The sequence below is a fragment of the Acidiferrobacter thiooxydans genome (assembly GCF_003333315.1).
Classification (GTDB): Bacteria; Pseudomonadota; Gammaproteobacteria; order Acidiferrobacterales; family Acidiferrobacteraceae; genus Acidiferrobacter; species Acidiferrobacter thiooxydans.
The window spans coordinates 827490-840161 of record NZ_PSYR01000002.1; the positions used below are offsets into that span (position 1 = coordinate 827490).

General features: G+C 65.0%; 10 protein-coding genes. 4 read left to right on the forward strand and 6 right to left on the reverse strand.

The window, feature by feature from the left end; translation table 11 throughout:
• Positions 1-36: 36 nt before the first annotated feature.
• The 4 genes from C4900_RS11015 to C4900_RS11030 form a co-directional block, all read right to left on the reverse strand.
• Positions 37-1164 (reverse strand): glycosyltransferase, encoded by a 1128-nt coding sequence (locus C4900_RS11015; RefSeq protein ID WP_114283087.1) that lies wholly within the window; start codon positions 1162-1164, stop codon positions 37-39.
• A 15-nt stretch (positions 1165-1179) separates the two neighbouring features.
• A complete protein-coding gene (hpnH, locus tag C4900_RS11020) occupies positions 1180-2289 on the reverse strand; it encodes an adenosyl-hopene transferase HpnH (RefSeq protein WP_065969201.1) in 1110 nt (369 codons plus the stop codon).
• Between the two features lie 29 nt (positions 2290-2318).
• Positions 2319-3260, reverse strand: coding sequence for a 4-hydroxy-3-methylbut-2-enyl diphosphate reductase (gene ispH / locus C4900_RS11025; RefSeq protein WP_065969200.1), 942 nt, complete (start codon positions 3258-3260; stop codon positions 2319-2321).
• Positions 3261-3411: 151 nt separating this feature from the next.
• On the reverse strand, positions 3412-4653 hold the full coding sequence (locus C4900_RS11030; protein WP_083995673.1) for an NRAMP family divalent metal transporter: 1242 nt from the start codon (positions 4651-4653) through the stop codon (positions 3412-3414).
• 595 nt (positions 4654-5248) lie between these two features.
• On the opposite strand from C4900_RS11030, the gene gloA reads away from it, so the two are divergent.
• Positions 5249-5647 carry a lactoylglutathione lyase gene (gloA, locus tag C4900_RS11035; protein WP_065969198.1) on the forward strand — a complete coding sequence of 133 codons (399 nt, stop codon included), beginning with the start codon at positions 5249-5251 and terminating at the stop codon, positions 5645-5647.
• On the forward strand, positions 5644-6153 hold the full coding sequence (locus tag C4900_RS11040) for a glutathione peroxidase (RefSeq protein WP_065969197.1): 510 nt from the start codon (positions 5644-5646) through the stop codon (positions 6151-6153). The genes gloA and C4900_RS11040 overlap by 4 nt, the downstream gene beginning before the upstream one ends.
• A gap of 45 nt (positions 6154-6198) precedes the next feature.
• Here C4900_RS11040 and C4900_RS11045 read toward each other — a convergent pair whose 3' ends face one another.
• Positions 6199-7362, reverse strand: coding sequence for an alkene reductase (locus tag C4900_RS11045; protein WP_114283088.1), 1164 nt, complete (start codon positions 7360-7362; stop codon positions 6199-6201).
• Between the two features lie 420 nt (positions 7363-7782).
• Here C4900_RS11045 and C4900_RS11050 point away from each other — a divergent pair, with 420 nt between their 5' ends.
• Positions 7783-9081, forward strand: coding sequence for a purine-cytosine permease family protein (locus C4900_RS11050; RefSeq protein ID WP_065969196.1), 1299 nt, complete (start codon positions 7783-7785; stop codon positions 9079-9081).
• A gap of 846 nt (positions 9082-9927) precedes the next feature.
• On the opposite strand, the gene C4900_RS11055 is transcribed toward C4900_RS11050, so the two are convergent.
• A complete protein-coding gene (locus C4900_RS11055; RefSeq protein ID WP_114283089.1) occupies positions 9928-10140 on the reverse strand; it encodes a hypothetical protein in 213 nt (70 codons plus the stop codon).
• A 691-nt stretch (positions 10141-10831) separates the two neighbouring features.
• On the opposite strand from C4900_RS11055, the gene C4900_RS11065 reads away from it, so the two are divergent.
• The gene (locus tag C4900_RS11065; protein ID WP_065968862.1) at positions 10832-12631 is read left to right on the forward strand and encodes a putative bifunctional diguanylate cyclase/phosphodiesterase; all 1800 of its coding nucleotides are present in this window, start codon (positions 10832-10834) and stop codon (positions 12629-12631) included.
• Positions 12632-12672: the final 41 nt, after the last annotated feature.

Here is a 12672-nt window from a genome sequence, read left to right on the forward strand (position 1 = left end):
CTCCTTTTGCCGTTTCGGCAGGTCTCGCCCGGCCGGTCACGCCGATCCCCGCCGGTAGTCACGACCTTTCCATCGGGACCGGAGGCCGCGAGCATACCACAGGGCCGACGTGAAGGTCATAAGCAGGAAGGCGACTCCGGCCGCCGGCAAGGCGGCCACCGTCCACGGGGATTGTCGATAAAAACGTGCGGTCGGCACGTAGCTCACACCCATGAGCCCCCAGGCCGCGAGACCCAAGGCGCACGCCGTCGTGTCGCCTGCGACGATCGCGGCAAGCGGGGCCACAAACACGATCGCCATGATCACCGCACAGGCCACGAGCAGGGTATATGAGTAGCGCAACTGGGTGAAGGCGGTGCGTGCCACCATGCGCCAGAAGCCCCGCAGGTCGGTGGCGCGCAACATGACCGCCGAATGCGTAAGTCCGATCCAGGTCGCACCCCCCCGCTGTCTCTTCACGAGCGCCGCGAGTGTGCAATCGTCTATGACAGCGCCCTGTAGGGCGCCAAAACCCCCGATACCCTCCAAGGCCTCGCGGGTCACGAGCAGGCAACCGCCGGCGGCGGCGGCCGTGCCTGCCGTAGGCCGATTGGCCAGACGAAAGGGGTAGAGGAGCTTAAAGAAGTAGATGAATACCGGCATCCACCAGCGATCCCAGAAACCGCTCATGGCCGGGGCCGCCATCAGCGACACCAGCGCCAGACGCTCGCCCCGGGCCTTCTCCAGCAGGGTCGCGACAAGACCGGGGCTTAGCGCGATATCGGCATCGAGCAGTAGCGCATAAGGGGTAGTGACCATCTGGCGCCCGTGTTCCAGCGCCCACAGCTTGCCGGTCCAGCCCGGCGTCAGTGGCGGGGCCTGGATGACGGTAAGGTCGGCAAGCCCCGCGTGCCGCGCGATGTCCGCAGTGCCATCGGTCGACCCGTCGTCGATGAGGATTGTCTTCAGAGCCGCGCCTTGACTCGCAAGCCCCGCCAACGAACGCGCGATGACCGGCGCCTCGTTACGCGCTGGCATGAGCACGGTGACGTCACCCAGCGCCACCCGCGCGGGCGACGTCGGATCCGCCTCGAGGCGCTCGCTGGTTCGCCATGGTTGCCACGGCACCAAAAGCAGCGCGCACCACGCGCCGGCGGCGACCGCCGCAAGGTCGGTCCAGACCATCCCCGGCGTAGACGGTTAGCCGGCGCTCTTCGGCGAGGCCCGCTGCACGGTCACCACCACGCCCGGATCCTGGTAGGACGGCTCCGGATCGGGGGCCATCGGGCCATCGACCCGCGGCCCTGCCAGGTAGACCTTGAGGGCCTTCAGGGGGTGCGCAAAGGTGTCATTGACCGCCGTACCCTCATAGCCGCAATGGACCATGCAATTGTCGCATTTGGGATGGCGCCCGACGCCATAGCGCTCCCAGGGGGTGGTCTCGATCAGCTCGGCAAAGCTCGCCGCATAACCCTCGTCGCTCAAGAGATAGCACGGCTTCTGCCAACCAAACACATTGCGCGTCGGATTGCTCCACGGCGTGCATTGATAGGTCTGGTTGCCGGCCAGGAAGTCGAGGAAAAGGCTCGACTGATTGAAACGCCACTTGGCACGCCGTTGGCGGCCGAGCGCAAACGTCTTCCGGAACAACATCTTGCTCTGGGCGCGACGCAGGAACACGTCCTGGCGCGGGGCGCGCTCATAGCTGTAGCCGGGCGATACCGTGACACCTTCCACGCCCAGGCCCGCCACAAAATCAAAGAAGTCGGCGACCTCGGTCGGGTCCTCGTCCTGGAACAAGGTGCAGTTGACCGTCACGCGGAAACCGCGGTCGCGGGCGAGTTTGATGGCCTCCACGGCCTTGTCGAAGACCCCCTCGCGACATACCGACCGGTCATGCCGTTCGCGCAGCCCGTCCAGATGGATGGAGAACGTGAGATACGGCGACGGCGTGTAGTCGTCGATCTTCCGCGCCAACAGCAGGGCGTTCGTGCATAAATAGACAAACTTCTTGCGCGCCACGATGCCCGCGACGATCGCCGGCATATCCTTATGAATGAGTGGCTCGCCGCCGGGAATGGATACCACCGGCGCACCGCACTCATCGACCGCCTGCAGACACTCATCGACGCTCAGGCGTCTGTCCAGTATCTCGTCTGGGTACTCGATCTTGCCGCAACCGGCACACTCCAGGTTGCAGCGGAACAAGGGCTCAAGCATCAGGACCAGCGGATAGTGCTTGTTGCCCCGCAATTTCTGCCCCAGGATATAACGTCCGATGCTCCACTGTTGTCTTATGGGCACTTGCATAACACTTCTCCTACTCCGTGGACCCGTTCCTAAAGGGGGCTGCGGGCCTTCTTCAGTAAAGCGACTGGCAGGCGAAACGTCGTCGTCTCAGGCTCGGCCGGCATCTCCGTGACCTGCACCACGCCAAAATCCCCGAGCCTCTCCAATACACCCCGCACCAGGATCTCGGGGGTCGAGGCACCGGCTGTGATCCCGACCCGCAACGGCCCCTGAAACCAAGTCCGATCGAGCTCGCTCGCGTCCTGCACGAGATAGGCGCGCGTCCCCGGCTGCTCGCCCACTTCACGCAGGCGATTCGAGTTCGAGCTGTTGCGCGCGCCGACCACGAGCAACACATCAACCTTGCCGGCCAGTTTGCGTACCGCGTTCTGGCGGTTCTGCGTCGCGTAACAGATCCCGCTCAGATCCGGCCCCTGGATATACGTAAAGCGCGCGCGCAATGCCGCGATCACATCCTTGGTGTCGTCCACACTCAAGGTGGTCTGGGTCACATAGGCAAGCCGGGTCTCGTCTGCGACCGCCAGACGCGCGACATCGTCGACATCCGAGACGACATACACAGGTCCCGGGATACGGCCTCGGGTCCCCTCCACCTCGGGATGCCCGGGGTGACCGATGATGATCACCGCATAACCCTGAACACTGTAACGCTGGGCTTGATAATGAACCTTGGTCACCAACGGACAGGTCGCGTCGAGTACATCGAGGCGCCGGTCGGCGGCCTCGTCAACCAGGGCGGTGGCGACGCCATGGGCACTGAAAATGGTCGGCGCACCCTCGGGGACCTCGTCCAAGCGCTCCACGAATACCGCCCCGCGGGCCTTCAGGTCCTCGACTACGTGCTGATTGTGAACGATCTCATGAAGCACGTACACGGGCGGACCGTATACCTCCAGGGCCCGCTCCACGATCTCTATGGCCCGCACGACACCGGCACAGAATCCACGCGGCTGGGCCAGCACCACATCCATTTCGGATCTCGATTCCATTTCTGGTGGTCTTCTCTTTAAGTTGCGTCCAGGCCTAGGCGACCCAAGCCGCCCTGATCCTGATACCTTAGCATGCTACTGAACGGCGAACCAGGGTAGCAGTGCGGCGATGCCAGACACTATAGGTTGGGCCTCAAGTAATCCAGCTATCCACCAGTACGAGCGCGGCGGCGGCCATGACTAGCGTGGCCGCCCATCCGACTATGAGCGAGCCGGTGGTGATGACGAAACGGCCCATCACGCTGCGTCGTCGGGCGAGGATCATCATGCAGGCGAGAAGCGGGACGGCCACCAGTCCGTTCAGCGCGGCGCTCAAATAGAGCGCGCGCATGGAGTTGAACGGCAACAGCACGATACCAAGACCGGCCGTGCACACCAACACGAGCACCAGATAGAAGCGCGGGGCGGCGTGGATCGGCGCCCCCAGGCCTTGCGGCCAGCGCAATATGCCGGCCAGCGCATAGGCGCACGCGGCGGCCATGGCCGGGATCGCCAAGAGCCCCGTGGCCACGAGCCCTGCCGCAAATACTGCCGAGGTCCACGGCCCAGCCAGGGGCGCCAGCGCCGAGGCCGCGGCGCTGGCGGTGTCGACGCGCACGATACCGTGGGCGCCCAGGGTCGCGGCGGCGGTGACGATGATGAAAAACGCCACGATCTGCGAGAGCGCCATGCCGATATAGGTGTCGAAGCGGATGCGGCGCAACTCGCACGGCGCCTGGGCGGGCCGCGCGATCAGTGCGGCCTTGGTAGAATCTCGTTGCGTGATCTCAGCCTCCTGGCCGGCCTGCCAAAACAGCAGATAGGGACTAATGGTGGTCCCGGCGATCGCCACCAGGGCGGTTGCGTAGTGATGACCCGGCATGAGCGTCGGCACAAAACCCGCAAGCGCCTGGCGCCAATCGACATGCACCGAGAACGCCGTCGCGACATAGGCGAGTAAGGCCAAGGACAAGACCTCCAGTACCCGCGCATAGCGTTCGTAACGCACCAAGACCTCGAGGGTCACGATGATGACCAGAAAACCGGCGGCATAGGAAAGACGCAGGCCACCGAACAATAAACGCGCCGCACCCCCCATCGCCATGAGATCCGCCCCGATATTGATGACGTTGGCGACGAGCAGGATGGCCACCAGGGAGTAGCCGACCCATGGCGGATAATGATCGCGCAGGTTGGCGGCCAGCCCCTTGCCCGTGGCCCGCGCCATCTCCGCGCTCACCTGCTGAATGACGGCCACCAGCGGGTAAAACACCCACAGCGTCCAGATCAGCTGGTAGCCAAAACGCGCGCCGACCTGCGAGTATGTGGCGATATTGCTCGGGTCATCGTCCGCAACTCCGGTGAGGAGCCCAGGACCGAGATCTCGCAGACCCATGCGCCGCCTCACCCCGCCGTTTCGTGCCGGACTGTCCGCCATGAGAGAGAGCCTAGGGACCGTGACCAGCGGCCGCCAGCGACCATCAGGGCCTAAACCCTGCGCTGGGCCGCGGATCGCGGCGACGCGCGGCCCAGCGATCTCTGCCCAATGAGATAGGTCTTATCAGCAGGCAAGGGCCCTCGCGGGTTACAGCAGCCATTCTCACCATGACACCGCCATGAGCATCCAGCAACATTCCGCCTACGCGGCAGGTGCCCGATATCCAGTGCCGACGCACAACAGCAAGATCATGTGCGCACCCCGCCTCCATACCGGCCTGATCTTCGCCCCCCGTGCATGACGAAAAACTCGCAAACCGGGACACCCGGACGTCCGCAACGTATTGCCCAGAGAACCCATATCCCAGCCCATCCATCTTGTACTCCGGCCCCCATCTCGGTAGGGTGCGACATGCGCGCCTCATGGCCCGTGAAGCGACTGGCGAGGGTCTACCCCGCGCCCGCCCGTGGCGACCGCCGCCGCAGCCGTACCCTGGCAACGGACCGACCATGACCGACGGCCGCAAACCCCACAGAATCCTCGAGGAACGACCATGCGAATAGCCCACACCATGATACGAGTCGCGGATCTCGACCGCTCCCTGCGCTTCTACGAAAACGCGCTCGGCATGCGCGTCCTGCGGCGCACCGACTACCCCGACGGACGCTTCACACTGGCATTTGTCGGCTACGGCGACGAACGCGATACCGCGGTCCTCGAACTCACCCATAATTGGGACACCGCGAGCTACGAAATGGGTACGGGCTTTGGGCATATCGCGATCGAGGTCGCGGATGCGGCCGCGGCGTGCGCGCAAGTCGCCACCGCCGGGGGTCGCGTCACGCGCCCGGCGGGGCCGATGAAACATGGAACGACGGTCATCGCCTTCGTCGAGGACCCGGACGGCTACAAGATCGAATTCATCGAACGACACGGACCGCGACGCGCATGAACAAGTCTGCCCAGGCCGCCCTCCCGCTTTATGATCTTCAGGTGCGGACCGCCGAAGGCGGCGTGCAGGATCTGGGCGCCTACCGCGGACATGTGCTGCTCATCGTTAACGTGGCGAGCGGTTGCGGATTCACGCCGCAATACATGGGGCTCGAGCAGCTCCACCGCCGGTACCGCGAGCAGGGCCTAGTCGTCCTGGGCTTTCCGTGCAATCAATTCGGGGGTCAGGAGCCGGCGGCCGATGCCGAGATCCAGGCCTTTTGCCGACAGCGCTATGACGTCACGTTTCCGGTGTTCGCCAAGATCGAAGTCAATGGCGCGCACGCCGACCCGCTCTTTCAGTGGCTGACCGCGCGCGCCCCCGGCCTGTTCGGCACGCGCGCCATCAAATGGAACTTTACCAAGTTCCTCGTTGGTCGTGCCGGCCAAGTGCTCGGACGTTACGCCCCGCGCACCCGCCCCGAGGCCCTGGCGCGCCCCCTCACGCGCGCCCTGAGATCATCATGAGCCCTCTCCCGCAGCGACGCCCCCCACAAACAGAAGGGACGCCCCTCACATGCGCGAGCCGTCGGTCCGCGGCACCCACATCGGGTAGTCCGTGTAACCCTCGGCGCCGCCGCCGTAGAACGTCCGGGGGTCCGGAGTGTTCAAAGGCCCTCCGTCCCGCAACCGCGCCGGCAGATCGGGGTTGGCCAGGAACAAGCGGCCAAACGACACCAGATCGGCGTCACCGGAGGCCACGACCGCCTGGGCCTTGGGCCCATCATATTCGCCATTGACCATCAGGATACCCTTGTAGAACGACCGGAAATAGCCAATGGGAAGCTGCACCCCGCCGTGACGGATGTCGGCCTCCAAGGCCTCCATGATGTGGATATAGGCAAGCCCATACGGTTCGAGGGCCTTGACCATGGCGGTAAACGTCGCCTTGGGGTCTGAATCCCGCATATCGTTCATAGTCCCGCTCGGCGACAGCCGTATCCCCACCCGGCTGGCCGGCCACACCTCAAGCACCGCCTCCAGGACCTGGAGCGGGAAGCGCAGGCGGTTTTGCAGCGACCCGCCATAGATATCGGTGCGCCGATTCGAGCCGTCGCGCAGGAATTGATCCAGGAGATACCCGTTGGCGTTATGGATCTCCACCCCGTCAAAGCCCGCCGCCTGCGCCTTGCGCGCGGCCTCGCGATACTGCTCGCGGATGTGCGGTAACTCGTCTGTGGCCAGCGCCCGCGGCGTCACGAACTCCTGCGGCCCTTCATAGGTCGCGGCCTGGCCTGCGGGTTTGATCGCGCTGGGCGCAACCGGCAATTGTCGCCCGGGCTGGAGCGACGGGTGCGAGATCCGTCCGACATGCCAAAGTTGCAGCACCATATGGCCGCCTTCGGCATGCACGGCGTCGGTCACCCGTCGCCATCCGGCAACCTGCTCATCGGTGTAAATCCCGGGAGTATCGGGATAACCCAGACCCTCGGGCGCGATCTGCGTGGCCTCGCTTATGATCAGACCCGCGCTCGCCCGCTGGCGGTAATACTCGACATTTAGATCGTGCGGGACGAACCCGGGACCAGCGCGATTGCGTGTAAGTGGCGCCATCACGATGCGATTGCGCAGAGGCCACGCGCCGACTTGAAGTGGCGAAAACAAGGTCGGCGGCTCGCGCCCCGGGCGGGTCTCGGCTCCCGCCCCCGGCTGCGACCTGTGGGTCTTCTGGTCCATGCACTTACCCCCTCTTCATACGCATTCATGACAAATGAAACGGGTGCGAACGCGCCGTTACGGTGGTCCTTTTGCATCCCGGGGAATAATCCTCATGATGCCACCCGACCCACGCATCCGCCAAGGCCTTTGGACCGGGAGCACACCCGGCCCATGGCCCGCCGCCGGGGATTGTGGTTATGGGTCGCGACCAGTATGGGCGGCATATCCGGGGATGCCCGAAGCGCGGCCATGCACCCAAAATGCCCGCGTCGCGGCGGCCACGCCACCCCTTGGTGCAAACGGCCACCGCGCCTCGCCCGCCCATCCCACAGATCGCGTAGCACCGACTGATCACGCCCCTGGCGTGGATATTGCTTGGGCGTTCGGGGACCCGACCGTCAGGGACGGCGGCGGGTCCTCTTCCTGAGGGATATGCCCATGCCGGATCTACGCCATAAGGAACATACGCAAGACGCGGTCTCGGACCGTGAACGCCTCAGTGCCGGGCGCCTGGCGATCACCTGGATGGGCTTCCCCTTCATTCTTGCCATCACCATGACCGGATCGGTCCTGGCCTTGACCGCGGGCCTGCGCACCGCGGTCCTGGCTACCATGGTCGGCAGCCTCGCCATGTTCGTCTATGTCGGGACGCTTGGTGAATGGGGATGGCGCTCCGGGCAAAGCTTCGCGCAGATCGCGCAGGGCGTTTACGGGCGGCGCGGCTACCGTATCGTCTCCGGCCTCCTGTCAACGCTGGTCCTCGGATGGTTTGCGATCAACACCGCGATGCCCGCGGAGATCCTGGCGTCGGCCTACCACATTCCCTACCCGGTCACCGCCGCGGTCCTCGGCATCCTCTATGTGGCCATCACCGCCACCGGCATCGTCGGCTTGAGCCGCCTGTCGCTCTCGGCAGTGCCTGTCTATGCCGTGCTCCTCGTGTATGGATTGGCGCACCTCGCGCTTCGCACCGCTGCGGGCACGCCGTCGGCGTGGCCTGTCCCCACTATGGGCTTTTGGCCGGCCCTGTCGGCGGTCCTCGCAGCGTTCGCCGACTCCGGTACCTTAGCGCCGGACTTCAACCGTTGGGCCAAGACCCGCGCCGCCTCGTGGATCGGAAGCGCCTGTGGCTTTCCGCTCGGCTTTGGACTGGCTATGGGGGCTGGCGAACTCTTCACCGGATTCCTGCGCGCGGCCCATGCCTCTTATCTTCATCCCTTCCAGAACGGTAACCCGGTAGGGTACCTCCTTGCATTCGGCGGCCTGCCCGCGGCCTTTGCGGTTGCGGTCGCCGTCATCAACCAGGGATCGAACGCCACCCACTGCCTCTACAACAGCACCGTCGGGGCCGCCAAACTCATGAGCTTGCGCTATCGCGCCACGGCGCTATGGCTGGGGCTCCTCGGTGTGGCGCTGGCCGCAAGCGGCGTATGGAAATACCTTCTCGACTGGCTGCAGGTGATCGGTTTCGCGGTCCCGCCGATCGGTGGGGCCTTGATCGCGCGTTACCGCGCCGTGCTCAAACAAGACGGCGCAGCCGAACTCGCTGATCGCACCCCATACGCGCCCTGGATCGGCACGGCTGTCGGCTGGATAGCGGGCGGCACGATCCTACTTACACACTCCGACGCTACGGCACCGCTCGCCCTCGTCACCTTCGCAGCCGGCTTTCTCGCAACCTCGATACTGGATGCGCGCACCGCCGCACGCCGCCAGCCGCAACCCGCGAAGCCCTAGGAAGCCGGGTAGCGGGTACGGCGACTCGGCGTCTCACCAGGGTCTCGGCGACGCGTAGACGCACTGCCGATCGGGGTCGGGGTCAGCCGGTAGACCGTGGGCTCGGTGTGCACCTAGGCGGTCATGCCATCAGGGTGTGCACCGCGACACGCAAAAAGAAGCACACTATCGGCAACCCCGGCGCCGAGCACAGCCCCGGCGTCGCTGGCATCGCCCGCCAAAAATGGCGGATGTCGCCTAGGCGCACGATCACCGAGACATGTCCGGGTGTATACCCAGGGGTCGGGGCCATCACGGCATCGCGCCTTGGCGATGACGCCGGTGGACGCGAAGGACCTAGGCCGGACCGGAAAAGTCATGGCGGCCGCGTCAGGCCCTCCGGCCAGTGGTGCGCCCCATAAGCGCAGCACCGCACCCCATGCGCACGCCAGGCACCACTCGAGCACCAAGCCAGACGGCGCTGCGCGAGGCGGCAAAGCCCGCCTGTGTGGTCAGTAAGCAGATGGGCGTGCAGGACGGTTCGCGCATCCGGGACGCGCACGCCCAGGTAGGCGAGCGCCGGTAATCGGGATGCCGTCGCGGGAAATAACGCGACCGGCCGACGCAGCTCTACCCGACGTCGGCCAGGATGGTCCCCTCCGATGACCTAATGAACCACGCAGCGATCGGCGGCCAATCGCTCTATCGCCATCACCCATGACCCGCAAAGGCCCTCCCAGTGTGCGCACTATCGGGCCTCCGTGAGGCGCACACGGCCAGCGCTCATGGTGAACCGTCGTTCACGGTGCGGGCAAAAGTCTCTACGTTCACCCCCCAGGCCCCTGGCGGGCGCCGCGCGTCACGCCCTCAGCCGACATCACCCGCCCCTGCGCTGGCCATGATCCGTTCGACGCCGCGCCCGAAGACTCGCACACCATAGCGCATGGCGGCGGATTGGGCCGCCAGCCGCCCCTCGCAACGCTCAAAGCGATAATGCGCCAGCCCGGCGGTACGCACGATCTCGCATTGCGCAGGCACCTCATCCGGGGGCCACGAGACAACCGATGCCGACATCATCATGCATGGCACGAGGTTACCGGTTGATAACCTGTCTGTCACCGGCCGGCCCGCGGGCCGGCCGCGCTTCGTGCCAACGGGACAGTAGGCAGGCAGCGCGTGGGCGCGGCCAACGACTGCTAGTCACATGCCCCGTAACGGTGCATGCTGGCATCGGGCAGCGCGCCACGGGCGAGCGCCGCCCCTTGAATCGGCGGCGCCGGCCGGATTGGCGGGTCGGCGGCGAGTACGCCCCGGATGCGCGCCGCCGGGGATACAGGGCCATGCGACCGCGACCCGCCGCGCCGATCCTCGACCATGACCTATCGATATTGTTGCATATTTAAATATCTGAGAAAGGCAGTCCCTGGCCGCGGAACCATGGCGGCACATGCCGGGTGCGTCGAGGTCCAGGGCACATTGCGTAGTAGCGAAGGTCATGGGCCTGCGTCACCAGCAAGGCGGCAGCAAGGGGCCGGGCAGGCCCTGAATAGGGTCCCCCTCCCAACTCCGGTGTCGGATGGCACGAAGTATGCTAAGGGATGGCGCTCAAAGCGGCACGGAGGCCCTCGAACGACGGAGATCGCAGAGACCATGGCATGGTCACAGGCGCAAGGACGAACCTTACAGTGATCAGATACATGGACCGGCAAACTGCTTAAGGCAGGGGAGGGGCTGCCGGGGAGACGAGTCGGACCAGGGAGGGGGTGTGGCAATGGACAACAAGAACAGCGGATCTATCGACGTCGAATTTTTGCACCGCCTGGTGCGCGAGCTCGATATCGGCCGGTTCTTTCATATCGCCGCCGAGGGGCTGGCCACACACCTGGGTGCCGACGGCGCGGCGCTCATCGTCCGCGAGGAACCCGATCGCCTGCGCTACCGCTTCTTCCATGGTCTGCCGGCGCGACATCAATCGCTTGCCGCCTACTCGTTCAACGACCGTCTCGGGGTGGCCGGCGCGGCACTCCACACCCGCAAACCGATCCTCGTCACCGATTATGCTGCCAGCCCCTACGCCCTTCCCGAGTACGTCGAATCAGGCCTCACCGCGAGCCTCTGCAGTCCGGTCACAGCCGATGGCCGGGTGCTCGCGATCCTCGCCATCTCATGGTTTCATGTCCCACGCCGGCTCCCTGATCCGGAAGACATGCGCATGATTGCGCTCGTCACCGACTTCGTCGGCGCCGCGCTGCATCGCTATCACACCGAACAGCGCTTACGCGAACTGGCCATGCACGATCCGCTTACGGGCGCTGCCAACCGCAACCTGCTCTACGATCGCCTGAACCACGCCATGACCATGGCGATACGACGCGAGCGGCTGATGGCGGTCATCACCTTCGACATCGATAACTTCAAGATGATCAACGACAAACTCGGCCACACCATGGGCGATGCCCTACTTGTCGAGGTGCGGCAGCGGGTCCAGGACCTGATCCGGGTCGGCGACACCCTGGCACGCCTAGGCGGCGATGAGTTTGCCCTGCTCCTCGAAGATGTGAGCCGCTACAGTGAGATCGAGGTGGTCATAGAACGCATCCGTCAGGCGCTGCGCATCCGTTGGGGTACGGCAGCCCTGCAGATTGCCGTCAGCATCAGCCTCGGTTATACGGTATATCCGGTCGATGCCGGCGCCGACCAGGCGCTTTTGCACAACGCCGATATCGCCATGTACGAGGCCAAACGCGCCGGCGGCCATAGAGGCCTGCTCTTTACGCACGCCATGGCGCTGGCCGCCGCCCACAGAGGCGATCTCATATTGGAGTTCGGCCGGGCCCTGGAGCGCGGAGAGCTGGTCCTCTATTATCAACCGATAGTCGACATCAGGACCGGCGAGATGGTATCCGCCGAGGGCCTGCTCCGCTGGCGCCATCCAGTCCATGGGCTTCTGGCGCCGCCCCAATTCATGGGGGCTATAGAACACACCTACAACAGCCTGAAACTCGACGCCTGGGTGATAGCCGAGGCCGTGGCGGTGCTGGCACGCTGGCAGAGCCGAGGGATCTTCAAGAAACTGCACATCAATCTGTCGACCTCGTCGATCGAGAATCATCGGTTCTGCGAGACCCTGCGGCGTACGCTGGCGGCCTCCTCGGCGGCCATAGATCCGCGCTACCTTGGGGTCGAACTCGTCGAATGGAGCACCATTCAGGACCTCGAGTCAGCGCGCGCGCTCATCATGGACTGCCGGGCACTGGGTATATCGGTGGCCCTCGACGACTTCGGGACCGGCTACGCATCACTCCAGCACCTTCGGTCACTGCCTATCGACAGCATCAAGATCGACAGCAGCTTCGTGTCCGGACTGGCGCGCGAGCCCGCCGACCGGATTCTGGTGCAGAGCATGATCAGCGCCGCGCAGGCCTTCGGCATCGAGGCGGTGGCCGAGGGCATAGAGACCGGGGAGCAGAATCAACTTCTGATCGCCATGGGCTGCGTATGTGGGCAGGGGTACCTGTTCGCGCCTCCGCTTGCCGAAGAGGCCCTATGGTTGATATCCTCCTCGCCCTGAAGGACAAGGATTCCTTCCTGCCAGCAGCAGCCCTACTTCAG